At 65.4% G+C, this 17,633-nt stretch carries 26 protein-coding genes; 7 read left to right on the top strand and 19 right to left on the bottom strand.

Going from position 1 to position 17,633, the window contains the following annotated elements:
- Window positions 1–49 precede the first annotated feature (49 nt).
- Both GIW57_RS15170 and GIW57_RS15165 read left to right on the top strand, forming a co-directional pair.
- Window positions 50–382, top strand: a complete 333-nt coding sequence (locus tag GIW57_RS15170) for a hypothetical protein (RefSeq protein ID WP_100462310.1) — start codon at window positions 50–52, stop codon at window positions 380–382.
- A 129-nt stretch (window positions 383–511) separates the two neighbouring features.
- Window positions 512–808, top strand: a complete 297-nt coding sequence (locus GIW57_RS15165) for a KGG domain-containing protein (RefSeq protein WP_100462309.1) — start codon at window positions 512–514, stop codon at window positions 806–808.
- A gap of 46 nt (window positions 809–854) precedes the next feature.
- Here the strand turns inward: GIW57_RS15165 and GIW57_RS15160 are convergent, their stop codons facing one another.
- The 5 genes from GIW57_RS15160 to GIW57_RS15145 form a co-directional block, all read right to left on the bottom strand.
- Complete coding sequence (locus tag GIW57_RS15160; RefSeq protein WP_236511830.1) at window positions 855–1,205, bottom strand: VOC family protein; 351 nt, start codon at window positions 1,203–1,205, stop codon at window positions 855–857.
- 99 nt (window positions 1,206–1,304) lie between these two features.
- Window positions 1,305–1,505, bottom strand: coding sequence for a hypothetical protein (locus GIW57_RS23790; protein WP_329605768.1), 201 nt, complete (start codon window positions 1,503–1,505; stop codon window positions 1,305–1,307).
- An 83-nt stretch (window positions 1,506–1,588) separates the two neighbouring features.
- Window positions 1,589–2,107 (bottom strand): Rossmann fold nucleotide-binding protein, encoded by a 519-nt coding sequence (locus GIW57_RS15155; RefSeq protein WP_100462308.1) that lies wholly within the window; start codon window positions 2,105–2,107, stop codon window positions 1,589–1,591.
- An 88-nt stretch (window positions 2,108–2,195) separates the two neighbouring features.
- Window positions 2,196–3,413, bottom strand: coding sequence for a CmlA/FloR family chloramphenicol efflux MFS transporter (gene cml, locus GIW57_RS15150; RefSeq protein ID WP_236511829.1), 1,218 nt, complete (start codon window positions 3,411–3,413; stop codon window positions 2,196–2,198).
- 218 nt (window positions 3,414–3,631) lie between these two features.
- The gene (locus GIW57_RS15145) at window positions 3,632–4,537 is read right to left on the bottom strand and encodes a LysR substrate-binding domain-containing protein (protein ID WP_100462306.1); all 906 of its coding nucleotides are present in this window, start codon (window positions 4,535–4,537) and stop codon (window positions 3,632–3,634) included.
- 76 nt (window positions 4,538–4,613) lie between these two features.
- Here GIW57_RS15145 and GIW57_RS15140 point away from each other — a divergent pair, with 76 nt between their 5' ends.
- Window positions 4,614–6,113 (top strand): MFS transporter, encoded by a 1,500-nt coding sequence (locus GIW57_RS15140; RefSeq protein WP_236511827.1) that lies wholly within the window; start codon window positions 4,614–4,616, stop codon window positions 6,111–6,113.
- An 87-nt stretch (window positions 6,114–6,200) separates the two neighbouring features.
- Here GIW57_RS15140 and GIW57_RS15135 read toward each other — a convergent pair whose 3' ends face one another.
- The 5 genes from GIW57_RS15135 to GIW57_RS15115 form a co-directional block, all read right to left on the bottom strand.
- A complete protein-coding gene (locus GIW57_RS15135; RefSeq protein ID WP_049466788.1) occupies window positions 6,201–6,653 on the bottom strand; it encodes a PA2169 family four-helix-bundle protein in 453 nt (150 codons plus the stop codon).
- A gap of 207 nt (window positions 6,654–6,860) precedes the next feature.
- Window positions 6,861–7,358, bottom strand: coding sequence for an Ohr family peroxiredoxin (locus tag GIW57_RS15130; protein WP_236511825.1), 498 nt, complete (start codon window positions 7,356–7,358; stop codon window positions 6,861–6,863).
- A 50-nt stretch (window positions 7,359–7,408) separates the two neighbouring features.
- Complete coding sequence (locus tag GIW57_RS15125) at window positions 7,409–8,176, bottom strand: SDR family oxidoreductase (protein WP_236511823.1); 768 nt, start codon at window positions 8,174–8,176, stop codon at window positions 7,409–7,411.
- A gap of 115 nt (window positions 8,177–8,291) precedes the next feature.
- Entirely contained in the window at window positions 8,292–9,317 is a 1,026-nt protein-coding gene (locus GIW57_RS15120) for a LysR family transcriptional regulator (RefSeq protein ID WP_236511821.1), read from the bottom strand.
- The gene (locus tag GIW57_RS15115) at window positions 9,314–9,592 is read right to left on the bottom strand and encodes a sigma factor-like helix-turn-helix DNA-binding protein (RefSeq protein WP_100553653.1); all 279 of its coding nucleotides are present in this window, start codon (window positions 9,590–9,592) and stop codon (window positions 9,314–9,316) included. Before GIW57_RS15115 ends, GIW57_RS15120 begins: the two co-directional genes overlap by 4 nt.
- 122 nt (window positions 9,593–9,714) lie before the next feature.
- Between GIW57_RS15115 and GIW57_RS15110 the strand changes: the two genes are divergently transcribed.
- The 3 genes from GIW57_RS15110 to GIW57_RS15100 all read left to right on the top strand — a co-directional run bounded on the left by GIW57_RS15110 (window position 9,715) and on the right by GIW57_RS15100 (window position 11,602).
- Window positions 9,715–10,194, top strand: a complete 480-nt coding sequence (locus tag GIW57_RS15110) for a carboxymuconolactone decarboxylase family protein (protein ID WP_236511819.1) — start codon at window positions 9,715–9,717, stop codon at window positions 10,192–10,194.
- Between the two features lie 35 nt (window positions 10,195–10,229).
- Entirely contained in the window at window positions 10,230–10,637 is a 408-nt protein-coding gene (locus GIW57_RS15105) for a cupin domain-containing protein (protein WP_191077380.1), read from the top strand.
- 83 nt (window positions 10,638–10,720) lie between these two features.
- On the top strand, window positions 10,721–11,602 hold the full coding sequence (locus tag GIW57_RS15100) for an RNA polymerase sigma-70 factor (RefSeq protein ID WP_236511817.1): 882 nt from the start codon (window positions 10,721–10,723) through the stop codon (window positions 11,600–11,602).
- 106 nt (window positions 11,603–11,708) lie between these two features.
- On the opposite strand, the gene GIW57_RS15095 is transcribed toward GIW57_RS15100, so the two are convergent.
- The 8 genes from GIW57_RS15095 to GIW57_RS15060 form a co-directional block, all read right to left on the bottom strand.
- A complete protein-coding gene (locus tag GIW57_RS15095; protein ID WP_100553657.1) occupies window positions 11,709–12,662 on the bottom strand; it encodes an alpha/beta hydrolase in 954 nt (317 codons plus the stop codon).
- Window positions 12,663–12,755: 93 nt separating this feature from the next.
- On the bottom strand, window positions 12,756–13,676 hold the full coding sequence (locus GIW57_RS15090) for an MBL fold metallo-hydrolase (RefSeq protein WP_236511816.1): 921 nt from the start codon (window positions 13,674–13,676) through the stop codon (window positions 12,756–12,758).
- 314 nt (window positions 13,677–13,990) lie between these two features.
- Window positions 13,991–14,407 carry a hypothetical protein gene (locus GIW57_RS15085; protein ID WP_236511815.1) on the bottom strand — a complete coding sequence of 139 codons (417 nt, stop codon included), beginning with the start codon at window positions 14,405–14,407 and terminating at the stop codon, window positions 13,991–13,993.
- A 14-nt stretch (window positions 14,408–14,421) separates the two neighbouring features.
- The gene (locus GIW57_RS15080) at window positions 14,422–15,486 is read right to left on the bottom strand and encodes a prolyl oligopeptidase family serine peptidase (protein ID WP_236511814.1); all 1,065 of its coding nucleotides are present in this window, start codon (window positions 15,484–15,486) and stop codon (window positions 14,422–14,424) included.
- A gap of 76 nt (window positions 15,487–15,562) precedes the next feature.
- Window positions 15,563–15,862, bottom strand: a complete 300-nt coding sequence (locus tag GIW57_RS15075; protein WP_236511812.1) for a hypothetical protein — start codon at window positions 15,860–15,862, stop codon at window positions 15,563–15,565.
- Entirely contained in the window at window positions 15,850–16,065 is a 216-nt protein-coding gene (locus GIW57_RS15070; RefSeq protein ID WP_236511811.1) for a hypothetical protein, read from the bottom strand. Before GIW57_RS15070 ends, GIW57_RS15075 begins: the two co-directional genes overlap by 13 nt.
- Window positions 16,066–16,108: 43 nt before the next feature.
- A complete protein-coding gene (locus GIW57_RS15065) occupies window positions 16,109–16,366 on the bottom strand; it encodes a hypothetical protein (protein ID WP_236511809.1) in 258 nt (85 codons plus the stop codon).
- A gap of 97 nt (window positions 16,367–16,463) precedes the next feature.
- Window positions 16,464–16,691, bottom strand: a complete 228-nt coding sequence (locus tag GIW57_RS15060) for a hypothetical protein (protein WP_236511807.1) — start codon at window positions 16,689–16,691, stop codon at window positions 16,464–16,466.
- Between the two features lie 167 nt (window positions 16,692–16,858).
- On the opposite strand from GIW57_RS15060, the gene GIW57_RS15055 reads away from it, so the two are divergent.
- Complete coding sequence (locus tag GIW57_RS15055; RefSeq protein ID WP_089237115.1) at window positions 16,859–17,161, top strand: hypothetical protein; 303 nt, start codon at window positions 16,859–16,861, stop codon at window positions 17,159–17,161.
- Window positions 17,162–17,178: 17 nt separating this feature from the next.
- On the opposite strand, the gene GIW57_RS15050 is transcribed toward GIW57_RS15055, so the two are convergent.
- A complete protein-coding gene (locus tag GIW57_RS15050) occupies window positions 17,179–17,499 on the bottom strand; it encodes a hypothetical protein (protein ID WP_236511806.1) in 321 nt (106 codons plus the stop codon).
- Between the last annotated feature and the right edge of the window lie 134 nt (window positions 17,500–17,633).

Here is a 17,633-nt window from a genome sequence, read left to right as displayed (position 1 = left end):
GCGCGGAGCCTCCACCGCCAGATGGCGATGTCCCCAATGGAGATCCCGCATGCACCTGTCCCGCCCCCTGCTCGCTGTGAGCCTGTTTTGCATTGCCGCCAGCGCGCCTGCTGCGCCGCTGCACTACCTGACCCTGGTCAACCGTGCCCATGCACCTGCCACGTCGGTGGAAGTCGCGGCGAGTGAAACCGACGCATTCCATGCCCTGGCATTGGCCGGGCCCATCGCAGGAGGTGGCGGCCAGGCGACCGTGGCGCTGCGCGGGACCGGCTGCCGCGTCGATCTGCGCATCACCTTCAAGGACAGGCGCCGCATCCTGTACAGCAACACCGATGTCTGCCGCGGTGACCGGCTGCTGATCTCGGCGCTTCCTGCGCGGTAACCGTCTGTCAAACGCATGCGCAGGCCATGTGAGCCCGATGTGGCCAACGTCTACCTGCCGTTAGCCTGCGATGTGGAGCATGAAGCCGTCGCTGATGGCGGCATCCCATTCCACCTCCGGAGACCGGCAATGGCCAACTCACGCAGCGGCAGCAGCAATCGAGGCTTTGCCTCGATGGACGAAGACAAACAGCGCGCGATCGCATCGAAAGGCGGACGCGCCGCACACGCATCCGGCAATGCGCACCAGTTCAGCCCGGATGAGGCCCGGGTGGCGGGCCGCAAGGGCGGTGAAGCGATCAGCCAGGATCGCCAGCACATGGCCGCGATCGGGCGTGAAGGTGGGCATGCCCGGCATGCCGCCACCCGTCAGCAGCAGCAACAGCAGGAAATGGCCGGCAACCCTGACGGCAGCCAACTGGGTTGAGCGATCACTGCCAGCGTCGAAGGGCGGATTAGCCGCGGTCTTCCAGTCAGCGGTGGGCGAGGATGTTCAACAGGCGCCCGAACGGGTCGCGCACGTAGAAGCGACGCACGCCCCATGGTTCTTCGGCCGGGCCATATTCAAGAGCGATGTTGGCGTGTCGCAGGCGTTCGAGCACATCATCCAGGTCGTCCACCTCGATCGAAAGATCCGGCACCGGCGTACCCGATCCGCCTTCGCTGGCAACGCTGAGCTGTGCCAGTGCAGTGCCCTGCCCGCCGTAGGTGACGATCCAGCCGTGGTCCATGACGATGACCATGCCGAGGATGTCGCGGTAGAACGCGGCCGCCTGTGCAGGATCGGCACTGGCGATGTTGGCGACGACGCGTTTTACAGCCATGTGGCGGCTCCAGACGATCACGACCGCGGACCACGTGCCTGCGGCCGGGTGGAAAGGGGGCCCTTGGATGGGCCCCCCAATGCGAACGGTATGCAGGCCTCAGACGGCGCCGCACCTGTCCATGACACAGCGATCGTATTCGAACTGGCACTCCATGGCATCACCGCCGCCGGCCACGCAGGCCTGGTACGCCTTCCAGCACGGGAAGTCGCACGGCTGCACCGGACCGGCCACTGCCACCGAACCGGTACACGCAAGTGCAAACACCGCAGCAGCGATCACTTTCCTGATGGCTCGCATCGATATCACTCCCTGATAGGCCTGGTCACTCCAGGCCGCACCACCCTACCCGCGTGTGCGGGAGAGGAAGTGAAAGCGCCGGTTCAGCCTGCCAGCAGCTGCAGATGGCGCAGCTGCGCGCGCAGCTCGGCGATGTCGTGCCACGGCAGTATCGGCGAGTTCCCGCGCTCATCGGGCGGGTTGCCGGGAAGACCATCCGACCAGCCACCCGCGCCCACCAGCGGCAGCAACGGCCGCTTGTGCAGCCAGGCCAGACACACCTCGGAAATCGTGCCTGCGCGCCCGCCGATGACGATGCAGGCATCGCCGGCCAGGGCCATGATGAGGTTGCGGGCATCGCCCATACCGCAGGGCACTACCACCGTTGCCGGCCAGTCCGCTGCAGGCATGCTGCCTTCCGGAATCACACTCAGCACCGTGCCACCGGCTGCGACTGCATGCTCGGCTGCCACCCGCGTGGCCGGGCTGCCGCAGCCGCTGACCAGGGTGATTCCACTTTCGGCGAGGAATCTCCCCGCCTGTGCAGCCAGGTCGAATGCCGGTGAGCCGGGATCAGCACTACCAAGGATCGCGATCTGGGGCTTGCGGAAGGATGGTGTCATGCAGCGACCTGGCAATGGGAAGAGAAGCAGGGAGGCAAAGTCGATCAGCACAGCGCGCTCGATTGCCCGAGGCGGGACAGTATCACGCTCATCCCTCCCTTTCTGATGCTGGCTGCTCACTCCGCGACCGTCGCAGCATCGCCAGACCAACCAGGCTCAGCGACGGCAGCAGCAACCCATAAGCCACCAGCGGCCAGACCGTGTCGCCCGGGAGCAGCAGCGTGGCGAGCGTGCCAAGCGTAGCCACGATCAGGCTCTGCACGGCGTAGTACAGCGCCACCGCCGTACCGGAAGCATCGGCGAAATCGCGCAGTGCGCCGTTGGCGGCCACCGCCACCACCATCACGATGCCGGTGGCGACCAGCCACATCGGCAGCACGACACTGGCAAATGACGGCGGCAGCATCGCCGCCATCGCCATGACCAGCATGCCGCCGATCATCACCATCAACCCACGCAGGAAGCTGCCACCAATGCCCCATCGGCCGATGAACCAGGCAGCGAAGCGGGAGGTGACGATCATCACCAGCGCAACCGTCGCGAAGGCCAGGCTGAAGCCCATCGACGAATAGCCTGCGCGCCCCATCAGCACTCGCGGGGCGATCGAGAAGAACACGAAGAACGTGCCCATCGCCGCACTGAATCCCAGTGCATGGACCCAGAACCCGGCATTGCCGAGGATGCGCGCGAAGGCTGGCGATGCGTGGCCGTGCTGTGGCGGCCGCGTTTCCTGCCAGCCCCGGCATGCGCGCGCACCCGCCAGCAACCCCAACACACCCAGCGCGACGAAAATGGCCCGCCAGCCCAGCGCGTAGGCGATCAACGCGCCGAGGATGGGGCCGAGTGCCGGCACGAATGCCAGCATCGAGGCGAACAGACCGTAGAGCGTGGCACCCTCGGCCGTATCGGCATACACATCGCGCACCGTAGCGAAGGTGGCGACCAGTGCGGCCGACGCACCGATCGCCTGCACGCCGCGCCAGGCCAGGAACCCCGCACCACCACTACACGAGGCGAGCGCGAACGACGCCAGCGTGAACAGCAGCGCGCCCATCAGCAGCACAGGCCGTCGCCCGATCCGGTCCGACAGTGGGCCGAAGATCAGCTGACCCAGCCCGAGTACTAGCATGTACAGACTCAGCGTCAACTGGATGATGGCAGGCGATGTGCCGAGTGCATCCGGCATGGCCGATACAACAGGCAGGTAGATATCCATGGCCAGCGAGGCCAGGAGGTCGAAGGGAGCCATCAACGCGATGGCGGCTGGCAGGGAATGGGCCCAGCGAAGGGCTTTTCGATCAGACATGGGGAAACATCCGCTCAGGAGGGAATCCGGCGGTGATCAACCCAGTGCGTGGAAATCGCAGGAAAAGACCACCGCAACAACGTGCGTACCGTTGTTGCGGCTCAGCGGACTGTCTGCGGACCGTTCCCGTTGTTCATCTGATGATCCGGTGGAAGATCGAATGCGGCCAGTGTAGCAAGGCAATTGTGCCGTCGCCGGCAACGGCGTCCGGCACGGTCTCAGGGCACGGGCAGCATGTCGATGCGCCGGGAGGGCGTGCATCGCACCTGCTCGATGAGCCGTCGGACCACCGGCGATGTTTCCTGTTCACGGTACAGCGCAGCGATGGTCGAGGCAATGACCGGCCCCGCGATCGGCAGATACACCACGCCCGGCAGCAACAATGTCCGCTGCAGTACCGACGGTACGATCGCCACTGCCCCATCGCCCACCGAGACCTGCGCGAGTACGGCGGCAAGATGCCCGGGACGGGAGCGGATGTCCGGCACGAATCCGCCACGGCGGGCAACCTCCAGCGTGCCTGCGGGCTGCTCCGGCATGATGAACGCCTCCTTCGCCAGCAGCGCCGGCTGCACCGGCAAGGCCGCGCGAGCCAGCGCGTGCGATGCCGGCAACGCTACACAGAACTGGTCTTCGATCAGGATGTGCGAACCGAGCGCATCGGGAATTTCCATAGGAAGCCTGCAGAACACCACATCGATGCGACCGTCCAGCAGCAGGTCCGGCAGGTCGGCCATCGGCCATTCGCCTACCTGCAGAACCACATCGGGCGAGGCGCTGCGGAAACGCTGCAATTGCTCCTGCAGCGCGCCCGCATGGACCGCCGAACCCACGTAGCCGATCTCGATCCTGCCGATCTCGCCGCGACCGGCACGGCGGCCCACGGCCTCTGCCTGCTCGAACTGGCGCAGCACGTTGCGCGCTTCGGCCAGGAAGATCGCGCCGGCCGAGGTCAGCGTGACCTCGCGTCGGCTGCGATCGAACAAGGGGGTACCCAGGCGACGCTCGATCTCCTGGATCTGCACGCTCAGCGTCGGCGTGGCGATGCCCAGGCGCAGCGCGGCGCGTCCGAAATGCAGCTCCTCGGCCAGTGCGACGTAGTACTGCAGATGTCGACGGTCCATGCGCGCCCGGTCGTTAGTTTTGACCTAACGTACTTCAAGAACACGGGCAATGAAACAAACGGTCGAAGCTGCTTGAATGAGCATTGTTCTCCCACCCGAGTACCCGGTGCCCCTCTCCCTTCCCCGCCGCAGGCCGCCCAACTGGATCCTGATCATCGCCTCGCTCGGCTGCACGATGACAGTGCTGGAAACCAACGCCGTGGCCGTTGCGCTACCGACCATCGCGCGGGATCTGCAGGCGGACTTCGCCGACATCGAATGGGTGATCAGCTGCTACATCCTGTCCTTCACTTCACTGCTTCTCCCCGCCGGTGCCATCGCCGACCGCCATGGTCGCAGGCGCGTGTTACTGATCGGCATCGCGCTGTTCGCCATCTCATCGCTCACCTGTGCGCTGGCACCCACGGCCAGCGCCCTGTATGTGGCCCGCGCGTTCCAGGGCGTGGGTGCAGCCTTCCTGCTGGCGCCGTCGCTGTCGGTGATCGGCCACGAGTTCCACGAGGGCAAGCAACGCGACGATGCCTGGGCCTTCTGGGGTACGGCAATGGGCATGATGATGGTGCTCTCGCCGCTGATCGGCGGGCTGTTGTCCTCGCTGTGGGGATGGCGTTCGGTGTTCATCGCGATCCTGCCCTTCCTCGCCTTCCTTGCCTATGGTGCGATCCGCTGGGTTCCCGACTCCGCCGACACGGTGGTACGCCCGCTCGATCCGCCCGGCATCATCACCTTCAGCATGGCGATCTTCGGCATCGTGTTCTTCCTCGTGGAAGGACTCGCGCAGGGATGGACTTCGGTAGTGGCACTGGCCGGCCTGGGCCTTGGCATCGCAATGGGCGCGCTGTTTGCCTGCATCGAACTCAAGCGTCGGCATCCAATGGTCGACCTGCGGCTGCTTGCAAGCCCGCGCTTCGTCGGTGCACTCATCGCCATGATCGGCTACGCGGTCAGCGCGCAGGTGATGGCTTCGATGCTGCCGCAGTACCTGCAGAACGGCGTCGGCCTGAGTGCCTTGGCCACGGGTGCAGGCATGCTCCCGTTCGCCGCAGCGATGCTGCTGTTTCCAAGCGTTGGCAGGCGCCTGAGCCGACGATGCTCGAGTGAGATGGTGCTGGCCCTCGGCCTGTCGGTCACTGCCGCCGGCAATGCGCTGGCCGGTATCGGTGCGTGGCACCACATGCCGGCGGTGGCACTGCTGGCGATGGTCATCATCGGCGCCGGCGGTGGCATCCTCAACGGCGAAACCTCCAAGGCCATCATCGGCTCGGCACCCCGCGACCGCGCAGGCATGGCCTCGGGCATCAGTGCCACGACGCGCTTCGTCGGCATCCTGCTCGGCTTCACGGTTCTCTCCAGCGCCTTGACCGTCGGCATCCGCGCCGGACTGTCAGCACAGGTTCCCGCAGGCGACTTCATGCGGCTGGCCGACAGTATTGCCACGGGTGCGCTGACCAAGGGAGCCTCGATCGATCTCGCACGAGCGATCTACAGCCAGGGGTTTGCCGCATCCCTGTGGACCGCCGCGGCTGCGGCGACGCTGGCCAGCCTGGCTGTTGCCCTGCTCAGGAAACGCGCCTGAGCGCGGGTGGTGACAGACGCAGAAACGGCCAGGGCAGCACAAAGCTGCCCTGGCCGTGACGATGTGGGGGATGATCGCCAGATGCGATCAGGCAGCCTTCATCGCATGCTTGCGCGCGCGCATCACCGAGTGGCATTCCTGCACTTCCGGCAGCCACTGGGTCACTTCCTGGCGCACCGCCGGCGGCAGGTCGTTGTCCTTCAGCACGTCCTTGAACGCGCCCAGCAGGCGATCCTCGGACTCTTCAAGTTCGGCCACGTAACCGTAGTTGGTGTCACCGAAGGCAGCGCGCACCTTGCCGTAGAACTGCTGCATGGAACCAACCATGGTGCCGTGCTCGGCCGGCTTGCCACCGGTGGCGGCCACCGAGCTGCTCAAGGAGGACACGATGCGGCCCTTCACCCCGGCAATGCGGACGAACAATGCCGACAGCTCGGCATCCTTCACCTTGGTTGCGGCTTCCTCGTAGAAGGACTTGCCATCACGTGCGATCTCGATCAGGTCGTTGAGGCGATGCTCGATGGTGGACTGGGTGCTCATGTGTAGTCTCCTCGTTGGGGAAAGGACAACAGTGGTATCCGTTGCCTGCCAAACCAGATTGGCCGAACGCGCGTGGTTCGCGGGTGAGTACCGATTGATGCGGCGATCATGCTGCCGAACGGAAACCCACCAGCTCACGCGGGCGACGCGGCGCCTTCACTGCATCTGAATCCCAGGAGCGGTCACACGATCTTGCAGACAGGAGGTCTAGTCCACCGCAACCCACACCACATGGCTGATGCCACGATGGAACATCTTCGCGTAGGGACAGACCCGCTCGGTGTTGCGCACCAGTTCGGCCGCGCGTATCGGGTCCATACCAGGCAGGCACACCACGATCTCGGCCGACAGCAGGTACAGACCGTCCACGGGATCACGTGCGAACGTCACCGCTACTTCGATGCTGGGGTCGATCAGTTCCAGCCCCGCACGCGCGGCCACCAGCACCATCGCGCCGTGGAAGCAGCCGGCGTAGCCCGCCGCCAGCAACTGTTCGGGATTGGTACCGCCGCCGGGTCCACCCAGCTCAGCGGGCAACCGCAGGTCCACCGACAGCGCGCCATCATCCGACCGCACCACGCCCGACGCGCGACCGTGACGGGCCGCGCCACCGCTGACCCGTACCCGTCCGGTATACAGCGGGCGCACCTCATCACCATGGTACTTGTCGAGCACGCTGGTCGAAGGAGGCTTCAGCTCGGTCATTGCAGGCTCCTGCAGCGGAAGACACACATGAAACGCGCATCCACCACGGATCAGGCCGGCTGCACCTGCGCTGGCCCGGACTGCTGCAACCAACGCTCGAAGCCGATGGTGCCGAGCCATGCCTGTCCCACCGGTACCAGGGTGTCCTGCTGCAGCTGCGCACCGAAGTAGCGCACCTGGGTATCGCCAATCACCTCGCGTGCATCACCGGTCGCCTGCAGGAAGCGATGGGCCAGCGCCGCCATCGATTCGCGCTCCGGCCCCGCGATCTCCACCACGCCATTGACCGGCGCCTGCTGCGCGATGCGCGCAACGGCATCGGCCACATCCTCGGCGGCGATCGGCTGCACTGCGGCGGTCGGCAGATGCAGGGTCTGGCCATCACCGGCGGCCTGGATGATGCCCGGCAGGAACTCGAAGAACTGCGTCGAGTGGATGATCGTGTACGCCAGGCCCGAATCACGGATCAGGCGTTCCTGGGCGATCTTGCCGCGGAAATAGCCGCTGGCGGCCAGCTTGTCGGTACCCACCACCGACAACGCAACATGGTGGCGCACGCCGGCCTGCACCGCGGCCGCCAGGATGTTGTGGCCGGCAGTCACGAAGAACGACAACACCGCGGCATCTTCGAACGAGGGCGAGTTGGCAAGGTCGACCACGACCTCGGTGCCTTCCATCGCAGCGGCCAGGCCCTCGCCGCTCAGCACATCGATGCCGGTGGAAGGTGCAGCGACGACGATCTGATGGCCGGCCGCATGCAGGCGATCAACCACCTTGCTGCCGATGCGGCCGGTGCCACCGATGACGACAATCTTCATGACAGGTCTCCTGGAACGTGGGCGGTGCGGATGTGGCTGCATGCTAGGAACGCGTTGGCCTGCGCAGTAGATCCGCAGCGGGCCACGCACTGTTGCCACATCGGCACCAACACGCTCATGCCCATGCCGCATCGCGCTGTACCGCCGCCTGCTGCCGCGCCTCCCAGTGCGAGAACACATCCAGATCCAGCGCACGTATGCGTTGGGTGCTGAAGTCGATGAACGCGCGGATCCGCTTGGGCAGCTGGCGTCGGCTGAGATAGCACAGGTAGTGGCCACGATCGTGGGGCGCGTAGCGGTCCAGGCAGGTCAATACAGCACCTGTGCGCACCGCATCGCTTACCTGGTAGCTGGGCAGCTGGGCGATCCCCAGCCCGTCGATCACTGCCTGCTGCACAAGATCGGCATCATTGAACACCACCTCCGCCGGCGGCTGCAGATTCACGTCCTGGCCGTCCACGCGGAAATCCCAGCGTTGCAGGCGCCCGCCCGGCAGGCGTCGGCCGATGCACGCGTGGGCGGACACGGCCTCGACCTCCTCCGGCAGGCCGTGCGCCTGGGCATAGGCAGGCGACGCACAGATCACCAGCTGCATGGGCACCAGCTGTTTGGCGATGACCTGGCTGTCTTCCAGCACTCCATCGCGGAAGGCCACATCGATGCGGTCTGCGACCAGGTCCGGCACCTGCTCGTCCAGCAGCAGCTCCACCGAGACCTGCGGATGCTCCGCGCGGAAAGCAGACAGCAGCGGCGCGATCACCCGGCGTCCGAAGCCATGTGTCGCACTGATCCGCAGATGCCCGCGCGGCGGCCCCTCGCGCAGATCGCGCATTTCGTCGAGCGCCTGCAGGATGCTCGCAACGCCCGGGCTGCAGCCTTCCAAAAACAGCTCGCCTTCGCGGGTCAATGTTGTCGAGCGCGTGGTACGCAGGAACAGGCGCACGCCCAGCTGCCCCTCCAGCTTCTGCACGCTGCGGCTGACCGCCGAACGACCGATGCCAAGGCGATCACCGGCGCGCGCGAAGCTGCCTTCAGCGGCTACCGCGATGAACGCCAGTACGCCGGCATAACTGGCGGAAAAGGACGCATTGAGGGAATCACGGCCGTCACTGGCCGGACAGGACTGCGGCATGACATTCATGGTGTTCCGGGCTCCAGGGAGTCGCGTCGGGCGAGCAGGTGGGCGCGTGCATGGTCCAGGCGCTGGCGGCATGTCGTCAGGTCCAGCCCCAGCAGCGGCACGATGTCTTCGACGCCCGCACCCAGCACGTCATGCAGCAACAGCACGGCCCGCATGTCCGGTGGCAGCTCGTGCAATGCGGCAAGGAAGGCCTGCCAGACCCGCTCGCTGGCGGGGCAGGCTGCTGCACGGTTCGGGGCAGATGGGGTGTCCATGCCCGGCAGACGGGTGAGCATCCGCCCCTGTGACAGTCCATTGGTGATTTCTGCACAACACCGCGCAGCCCTGCCCCCGCCTACCGGGCCTCCGGCAGCGGACGTAGCCTCGCTGCGTCCCTCAATTCCCTCGGAACATCGCCATGAACCAACGCCTGGACTACGCCGCGCAGTCGCCCGAACTTTTCAGGAAGCTCGGCACCTTCTCCCATGCCGTGCACAACAGTTCGATCGAAGCGGCCATCATCGATCTGGTCAACATCCGCGCCTCGCAGCTCAACGGCTGCGGGTTCTGCCTGGACATGCACGTGAAGGAAGCAACGATCCGTGGCGAACGCCCACTGCGCCTGCACCATGTCGCGGCGTGGCGCGAATCGAACCTGTTCAGCGCGCGCGAACGTGCCTGCCTGGCGTGGACCGACGTGCTCACCCACCTGCCTGCGCAGGGCGTTCCAGACGACATGTACGAGCGCGTGCGCAGCCAGCTGTCCGAACAGGAAATCGTCGATCTGACCTACGCGGTGATGGCAATCAACGCCTGGAACCGCGCCAACGTCGCCTTCCGTACGAAGCCCGGCTCGCTGGACCAGACCTTTGGCCTGGACAAGGCCGGTCTGGCCTGAGCTTCGACTGCACACTTACCTGCTGGAGACCTGCCATGCGTTCGCTCCGTTCCCTCGCCCTGCTGGCCCTGATGCCGTTGACCAGCAATGCCGCCACACCCTCGCCGAGCGCCCCCGAGCCCATCGTGCGCGAGGTCATGACCCGCCCGTTGCCGGAACAGCCGGGCAAGGAAGCACTGATCCTGACGGTGCAGTACCCACCCGGCGGCGCCGATCCCGTGCACCGGCACGATGCCCACGGCTTCGTCTATGTGCTGCAAGGCCGCATCGTGATGGGCGTGGCCGGCGGACGCGAGGTTACGCTCGGCCCCGGCGAAGCCTTCCATGAAGGTCCCGCCGATCTGCACACCGTGGGCCGCAATGCCAGCCAGACCGAACCTGCCACGTTCGTCGTGTTCCTGATCAAGGACATCGGCAAGCCGGCGGTGCTGCCGCCACACTGACCGCCTCCGGCCCGGCGCAGTATCAGCCACCTTCACAGGTCCGCCGATGTCACAATCGGCGGACCTGTCCCGTCTCTACTGGCATGGACGATCCCACTGCACTGTTCACCCGCCTACGCCCGCGCCTGTTCGGCGTGGCCTACCGCATGCTCGGCTCCTCGCATGAGGCCGAGGATGTGGTGCAGGACGTGTGGCTGCGCTGGCATGGCGCCAACCAGCAGGACATCGAGAACGCCGAAGCCTGGCTGGTGACCACCACCACCCGCCGCGCCATCGATGGCCTGCGGCTGGCCCGGCGCACCCGCGAGCACTATGTCGGCATGTGGCTGCCCGAGCCGTTGCTCACTGAAGACACCGGCACGCCCGAGTACATGCTGGAAACGGCCAGCGACCTGTCGGTGGCCTTCCTCAATGTGCTGGAGCGGCTGGCGCCGGATGCACGTGCCGCGTTCCTGCTGCACGATGTGTTCGACCAGGATTACGACGTGGTGGCACGCACGCTGGACAAGACCGAAGCCGCCTGCCGGCAGATCGTGCACCGCGCACGCCTGCAGCTGCGGCAGGACCGCCCGCGTTACAACGTGCCGCAGGACGTCCACCAGAAACTGATGCGGCGTTTCGCCGAGGCCATCGCCAATGGCGACTTCAGGACGATGAAAGCCTTGATGGCCGAATCAGCAGTGCTGATCGGCGATGGCGGCGGCATCGTCACCAGCTTCCCGAAACCGATGGTCGGCGGCGCACGCATCGCGCAGCTGCTGTATGCCCCGCACCTGCGTCGCAAGGACCAGCTGCGGATGGTCCCGAGCGTGATCAATGGACGACTGGGGCTGCTGCGTTACTTCGATGGCGTGCTGGAATCGGCTATGGCCTTCGATACCAACGGCGAGCAGATCGTGCAGATCCTGGTGCAGCGCAACCCGAACAAGCTGCAGCGCCTGAAACAGCCAGCCTCGATCCAGTAGTTCCACGCCATGCGTGGATGCTGTTGGCTTCACGCACAGCACAGCCACGCATGGCGTGGCTCTACTGGCGTTGTCCGCGCCGCATGACCCACGGCTGCGCCTGCTGTTACTTCTGCTGCAGGAACGCCAGCAGGTCCTGGTTGACCTTGTCCTTGTGGGTCTCGGTCAGGCCATGCGGCGCACCCGGGTAGACGATCAGCCTGGCACCTTTGATCAGCTTGGCCGACATCCGTCCAGCCACGTCGATCGGCACGATCTGATCGTCGTCGCCGTGGATGACCAGGGTCGGCACATCGAACTTTTCCAGGTCACCGCGGAAGTCGGTCGCCGAGAACGCCGCGATCGAGTCGTAGGTGTTCTTCTGGCCACCCAGCATGCCCTGCGCCCACCATGCATCGACCATCGCCTGGTTGACCTTTGCACCCGGCCGGTTGAATCCATAGAACGGGCCGGACGGAATGTCCCTGTACAGCTGCGAACGGTTCTCCCGCTGTGCCTTGCGGATGCCATCGAACACTTCGATCGGCACGCCGCCGGGATTGTCTGCGGTCTTCAGCATGAATGGCGGCACCGAACTGATCAGCACGGCCTTCTTCACCCGGCCTGTGCCATGGCGGCCGATGTAACGCGCCACTTCGCCACCGCCGGTGGAGAAACCCACCAGCGTAACGTCCTTCAGATCCAGCGTATTGATCACCGTAGCCAGATCATCGGCATAGTGATCCATGTCATTGCCGTCCCACGGCTGGCTGGAACGACCGTGGCCACGACGATCGTGTGCGACCACGCGGTAACCGTGGTCGGCCAGGAACATCATCTGCGATTCCCAGCTGTCCGAATCCAGCGGCCAGCCGTGGCTGAAGGTCACCACCGGCCCGTTCTTCGGACCCCAGTCCTTGTAGTACAGCTGCACGCCATCGGCGGTGGTGATGATGCTGGCGGTGCGCGTGACGCCGCTGGTTGCGGACGGATAAGCCGGCTCGGCAGCCTGGGCGGACAGGCCCACCTGCATCGACAGGGCCAGGGCAGTTGCGGTGAGCGTGCGGGAAACGGTGTTCATGGTGGACCTCCTGCGGATATGGATGGGTTTCGACAGGGGCTACTGTGCGCCCCTGACCGGGACCATTGGTGACATGAAGTCCAGAAAACTTGATCAGAAATCCCAGAACACCGGCACCCAGCGGAACGCCTCACCCTCGCGCGACACGCGCCCCACCGACGGGAACGGCAGGTGCGTGGCCACCAGCATCTCGCCGGTACCGGCCAGCGCGTCCAGCAGCTCGATGCGCACGCGCGCCGCTTCTTCCGGGTCGTGCTCGAAGCCGTTGTGCCAGTTCGGTTGATCGAAACCGACCGCGAACACCGCATCACCCGCAAAGGTCAGCGCCTGGCCACCCGAGGCAACGCGTACCACGCAGTGGCCCGGCGTGTGACCACCAGTGCGGCGCGCGACCACACCCGGTGCGATCTCCCGCTCATCCTCGAAGGTGTGCACGAAGCTGCCGTACTCGGCCCAGAAATGCGTGGCGGTCGCTCGCAGCGCGTCCGGGAACCCGTGCGGCATGTTGGTGCGGGTGAAGTCTGGCGATTTCCAGAACGCCACTTCCGATGCCGCGACGTGGATCTTCAGGTCCGGCCGCAGCTGCGCCTTCACCCCGTCCACCAGCAGGCCGCCGATGTGATCCATGTGCATGTGGGTGATCACCACATCGGTGATTTCGCGCAGGTCGATGCCAGCGGCGCCGAGGCGACGGATCAACTGGCCAGCGCGCGGCAGTTGCAGGTCCGGGTCCATCCCAAGGCCGGCGTCGATCAGGATGGTGCGCTCACCGCTGTGCACCACCATCACGTTCAACGCCCAGTCGAACGCATCCTGTGGCAGGTACATCTCGTCGAACCATTCGGCACGCTCGGATGCCTGCACGTTATGGCCGAGCATCTGCGTCGGCAACGGCAGCACGCCGTCGCTGACCACGAGCACGTCGATGTCACCGACTTTCAGGGCATAGCGCGAGGGAACAAGCTCATCGAGTGCGGGCGCGACAGGAGTAGTGGTGTTTTCCAGGCTGAACATGAGGCGGTCTCCACGAAGGTTGGCTGGCAGGCAAACAGGCAGGCAGGGCTGGCTGGCATTTCCGGGCCAAGCCTTCGCGCGGCGCAGGGCAAGGCGCTGCCGGGGCAGCAATGCCCCGCAGCACAGCACCGCGTGGTTCGATTGAAGGCGACGTCCACGAACTGTCGTGGGCCCGGAGCACGGCAAGGGCCGTGTGGGATCAGCGTAGGCAACACAGGGAGTGCGCAGTAGACCCCCAGGCGGGCTCGCGATGTTGCCTTCCGGGAAGCAGTGGGCACGTTGCCCGCTTCGGCAGGCGGCGGCCGCTCACTCAGTCAGGGCGCAAGCAGCGCCACGATGGCCTTTGGCAGAAACAATGCCGCGGCAACAGCCACCGACAGGATCAGCACAACCTTGAGTGTCAGCGGGCGACGACGCGGGTTGCTGAAGTGCAGGCGTAGATCGCGCAACTCCGCCTCCAGCGCGCGACGTTCACTCGCCCCGCGCTGCCGTGGGGCGGACAACTGCCGCTCCACCTCGCGCAGGCGCTTCATCAGCTCCCGCGCAGGTGTTGTCCGCAGTATCTGCTGGTCAACTGCCTGCAAGCGCAGCGACAGCGGCATCAGCGCATCCGCGAACTGCTCCGCAGGCAGCTGCCTGGCAGCAAGTCGGGCCGCTTCGAGATTGATCTCGGCTTGCAGCGCAGCACGCTGGGCATGCAGCCGTTCAAGCCGGTTTCCACGCAGACCCATTGTTGCTCCTTGACTCAGCCGTCCTTGCCCATCATCCAACGAATGGCCTGCGGAAACGAGGTCTTCCAGTCGTCCGGATAGAAGTGGCCACCGCCATGGGTACGCGAACGTACTTGGTTGCCATCGCTGAACAGCGTGCGGAAGTCCGCACTCATCTTCTGGTTGGCGGGCCCTTCCTGTTCGCCGTTGATGACGAACACCCGCTTGCCGTGTGCGCTGCTCTGCGTGGGCACGGGCTGGCGCCAACCACCCGGCGACACCAGCAATGCACCGGCGTAGTCATCCGGGTGCTGCGCCAGCAGCGCACCGGCATGCTGTGAACCCTGCGAGAAACCCATCAGGTAGACCTGCTTGCGATCGATGCACTGGCGTGCGGCCAGTTCATCCAGCCCCTTCTGCACCACCTTGTGCGTGCCTTCATAGGGGCCGGTCCAGCTGAAGCTGTCGAACGACTCGCGCATCTCCGTACCGTTGATGCCCAGCAGCACCACACCAGCGTCCGCCAGTGGCTGCTTGCTGCTGTCCAGGTGGCCATTGATGCCGTAGCCGTGCAGCCACACCAGTACCGGCGCACAGGCCGGCATCGCAGCACCCTTGGAAGGTTGCAGTACCGAGATGGCGCCCACCTTGCCTGCAGATACCTGCGCGTAGCGCGCCTGCGTGTTGCCCAGCACCCGCTTGAAGAATGACGTCGCGCGCAGGTGTTCGAAGTCATCGTTGTCGGCCAGCGCGGGCGCGAACCACATGCCACGCTCGTCGGCTTCACGCAGATAGCGTTCGGCAAGCGCGTCGTCACCGCGGCGAGCGAACAATGCCGCTGCACGGTACGGCGCCAACGCCAACGTGGCATCCTCGCGGCTTGCCGCCAGATAGAGCGCCAGCGACTGCAGCAGCGTGACGTCCTCTTCCTCGGCCTTCTCCATCAATTCCTGCGCATCATCGGCATTGATCAAGGCATTCAGCACAGGGCTGATTGATTTGAACGCGATGGTCGACGCGCTGTCCTGTTCGTCGGCGTGTGCGCTCGGCGCGCAGACAGCAAGCGCCATGAGAACAGCAAGAGCAGACAGCTTGGGCATGGAAACCTTCCGTGATTGCGGCGACGCGCGGGGCGCGCAGTCTAGCAACCTCGGGGCCGATCAGATCAACGTGCGCTCAACCGTAGGCAGGATGGCTGCCGGTAAGCACGCCCATCGAGAACGCGTAGCCCGCCTCTTCCAGCAACAGCCGCATGCGCAGTTCCGCGCGGCGCGGAACGCAGAGCCCGCTGGGTGCGTACAGCGCATAGACGAAACCGGCACCCTCTACATGCTCGCGACGGACCGAACAGTTGTTGGTCTCGGCGGCATCGGACCACACGGCCCGCAGCTTCTCCGGACTGATGGACTGGCCGTTGCGCAGGCGGAACGTCAGCCAGCGCACGCCGAGCGGCGGATGGTAGGTCAGGTTAGCCATTGCGCACCTTCAATGCGGCGACGGAGGTGGTTCAGGACGTCAGGTTGCAGATCGGGATGCTCGCTGCGCGTGGACGCCGGCAGATCGATGCGGACAGCGCCGTTGACCAGCGCGGGGGGATCGGTGTGCAGGTCAATCCACCATCCATCGGGAAGGCGAAGCCCGCGTCCGTCCCTGTCATAGAGGTTGATCTGAAAAGACATGACGCTCGCTCCCATTGGAATTCGAGCATACGCCTGCGCAATGTCACTCCAGACTGCGACCCATCGACGTGGTTTCCTCAACGCGCTTGACGCAGACGAAGACGAACGCTTCGTCCTGCTGCACCTTCAGGAAGGAATCCAGCCATCGTGCAGCAGCGCCGCGGTTGCCGATCACACCACCGAGTTCCTCGGTAAGGCAGCGCGCGCACTCCATCCCACCCGGACTGGGTGCCTGGCAGGCGCGGCAGCGCGCCATCGTCGTCGTCCTTGCCGGACGGCACTGGTACATGATCTTCGTCATCAGGCTTACCGCACGGGCATGTGATGGCATCAGCGCGCTTCCCGAACGTTGGACAGAGGAAAGCCGCGCAATGCGCGGCCTCTTCTTCGCTTACTGCTCAGCGACGGGCGTCACGGCCCGGCTCGCTCTTCAGTTCCTGCCCGGACTTCTGCGGGCCGACCGGCTTTGCATCCTGCTGGACCTGCTGCTCCTGCTGGCGCTGCTTGCCATCCTGCTTCTGGTCGCCGCCCAGTTCGTTGCCATCGGTCTGCCCGTGCTGGGCAGCCTGCCTGGTATCGGTCGAGGCGTTGTTGCGGTCGGTCTGGCCTTGCGTGTTGTTGTTCATGTCTTGCTCCACCGCAGCGATCTGCTGCAACGCCACTGTGTGCGTCGGCCGGTTACGCAGCTGCATCGGATCGCGCCAATAATGAACAGCTGCCATGAACAACCGTTGATGCACACGGGGTACTGACACACCGGGGTGTACGTTGGCGTTCCAACAGGAGAAGTCTCATGGAACGCATCACCAACAAGGACTTCGTTGACGTCGAGCGCGAGCTGCAGCACTGGCAGGCCGCGTTCCAGACCGGCGATCTGCCCGCCATCAACTTCCGCCACGAGGTTGCACCGGTCATCCGCCTGGCGTGCGACATCTACGTCCGCAACCCACACGGCACGCGCACGGCGTGGCTCACCGACCTGCAGTCACGGCTCGCACTGCGCACCAGCCTGCGTGGCCACCCGGGCTCGGCGGAAATGGCGATGGGCTGCTGGGCCCGCCTGTCCGGCCCGGCATTGGTCCCGCAAGCAGGCTGACACGCCCTGCGGGCAGCTCACTCCTCGCCTGCGTGCAGGTTGCCTTCCTGCATCAGCTGATCGTTCAAGCGGTTCACCAGCGCAATCACAGCATCGGCCAGGGCACGCGCATCGGCGATGGAGCCATGGAAGGCGATGCGGGTGCCCTCCACCTTCACTTCCGCCAATGAAAGCTGCGACGCCAGCGTCGCGCAGTGCCGCAGGAAGCGGTCAGTCCACTGCTCATCGGGCGCCTGGTCCAGCAGCGCAGTGATCGCTTCATCGGAAGCGGCATCGACCTGCTGGTGAAGGCGCGGCACGTCGAACCCAACGATCCGCGGCAGTCTGGACGTGCTCACGTACTTCCCCAAGGGTGTGCAGAAGGGCAGTATCGCGTCACCACGCATCCCATGCGAACCGCGCCACGTGAACCGTTCATCCTGCCGGCCCTGGCTTGCGTGCTTGGAGAGCAACTGTGTCGATTCCAGGGTTC

The sequence above is a fragment of the Stenotrophomonas sp. PA-6-5C genome (assembly GCF_021605635.1).
Classification (GTDB): domain Bacteria; phylum Pseudomonadota; class Gammaproteobacteria; order Xanthomonadales; family Xanthomonadaceae; genus Stenotrophomonas; species Stenotrophomonas lactitubi.
Note: the sequence above shows the minus strand (reverse complement) of the source record. Positions and strands in the feature narration are given on the sequence as shown.

What these genes read in the sequence shown, in the direction of transcription:
- GIW57_RS15170 (WP_100462310.1), top strand. Translation starts at nt 50, where the DNA reads ATGCACCTGTCCCGCCCCCTGCTCGCTGTGAGCCTGTTTTGCATTGCC.
- GIW57_RS15165 (WP_100462309.1), top strand. Translation starts at nt 512, where the DNA reads ATGGCCAACTCACGCAGCGGCAGCAGCAATCGAGGCTTTGCCTCGATG.
- GIW57_RS15160 (WP_236511830.1), bottom strand. Translation starts at nt 1,205, where the DNA reads ATGGCTGTAAAACGCGTCGTCGCCAACATCGCCAGTGCCGATCCTGCA.
- GIW57_RS23790 (WP_329605768.1), bottom strand. Translation starts at nt 1,505, where the DNA reads ATGCGAGCCATCAGGAAAGTGATCGCTGCTGCGGTGTTTGCACTTGCG.
- GIW57_RS15155 (WP_100462308.1), bottom strand. Translation starts at nt 2,107, where the DNA reads ATGACACCATCCTTCCGCAAGCCCCAGATCGCGATCCTTGGTAGTGCT.
- cml (WP_236511829.1), bottom strand. Translation starts at nt 3,413, where the DNA reads ATGTCTGATCGAAAAGCCCTTCGCTGGGCCCATTCCCTGCCAGCCGCC.
- GIW57_RS15145 (WP_100462306.1), bottom strand. Translation starts at nt 4,537, where the DNA reads ATGGACCGTCGACATCTGCAGTACTACGTCGCACTGGCCGAGGAGCTG.
- GIW57_RS15140 (WP_236511827.1), top strand. Translation starts at nt 4,614, where the DNA reads ATGAGCATTGTTCTCCCACCCGAGTACCCGGTGCCCCTCTCCCTTCCC.
- GIW57_RS15135 (WP_049466788.1), bottom strand. Translation starts at nt 6,653, where the DNA reads ATGAGCACCCAGTCCACCATCGAGCATCGCCTCAACGACCTGATCGAG.
- GIW57_RS15130 (WP_236511825.1), bottom strand. Translation starts at nt 7,358, where the DNA reads ATGACCGAGCTGAAGCCTCCTTCGACCAGCGTGCTCGACAAGTACCAT.
- GIW57_RS15125 (WP_236511823.1), bottom strand. Translation starts at nt 8,176, where the DNA reads ATGAAGATTGTCGTCATCGGTGGCACCGGCCGCATCGGCAGCAAGGTG.
- GIW57_RS15120 (WP_236511821.1), bottom strand. Translation starts at nt 9,317, where the DNA reads ATGAATGTCATGCCGCAGTCCTGTCCGGCCAGTGACGGCCGTGATTCC.
- GIW57_RS15115 (WP_100553653.1), bottom strand. Translation starts at nt 9,592, where the DNA reads ATGCTCACCCGTCTGCCGGGCATGGACACCCCATCTGCCCCGAACCGT.
- GIW57_RS15110 (WP_236511819.1), top strand. Translation starts at nt 9,715, where the DNA reads ATGAACCAACGCCTGGACTACGCCGCGCAGTCGCCCGAACTTTTCAGG.
- GIW57_RS15105 (WP_191077380.1), top strand. Translation starts at nt 10,230, where the DNA reads ATGCGTTCGCTCCGTTCCCTCGCCCTGCTGGCCCTGATGCCGTTGACC.
- GIW57_RS15100 (WP_236511817.1), top strand. Translation starts at nt 10,721, where the DNA reads ATGGACGATCCCACTGCACTGTTCACCCGCCTACGCCCGCGCCTGTTC.
- GIW57_RS15095 (WP_100553657.1), bottom strand. Translation starts at nt 12,662, where the DNA reads ATGAACACCGTTTCCCGCACGCTCACCGCAACTGCCCTGGCCCTGTCG.
- GIW57_RS15090 (WP_236511816.1), bottom strand. Translation starts at nt 13,676, where the DNA reads ATGTTCAGCCTGGAAAACACCACTACTCCTGTCGCGCCCGCACTCGAT.
- GIW57_RS15085 (WP_236511815.1), bottom strand. Translation starts at nt 14,407, where the DNA reads ATGGGTCTGCGTGGAAACCGGCTTGAACGGCTGCATGCCCAGCGTGCT.
- GIW57_RS15080 (WP_236511814.1), bottom strand. Translation starts at nt 15,486, where the DNA reads ATGCCCAAGCTGTCTGCTCTTGCTGTTCTCATGGCGCTTGCTGTCTGC.
- GIW57_RS15075 (WP_236511812.1), bottom strand. Translation starts at nt 15,862, where the DNA reads ATGGCTAACCTGACCTACCATCCGCCGCTCGGCGTGCGCTGGCTGACG.
- GIW57_RS15070 (WP_236511811.1), bottom strand. Translation starts at nt 16,065, where the DNA reads ATGTCTTTTCAGATCAACCTCTATGACAGGGACGGACGCGGGCTTCGC.
- GIW57_RS15065 (WP_236511809.1), bottom strand. Translation starts at nt 16,366, where the DNA reads ATGACGAAGATCATGTACCAGTGCCGTCCGGCAAGGACGACGACGATG.
- GIW57_RS15060 (WP_236511807.1), bottom strand. Translation starts at nt 16,691, where the DNA reads ATGAACAACAACACGCAAGGCCAGACCGACCGCAACAACGCCTCGACC.
- GIW57_RS15055 (WP_089237115.1), top strand. Translation starts at nt 16,859, where the DNA reads ATGGAACGCATCACCAACAAGGACTTCGTTGACGTCGAGCGCGAGCTG.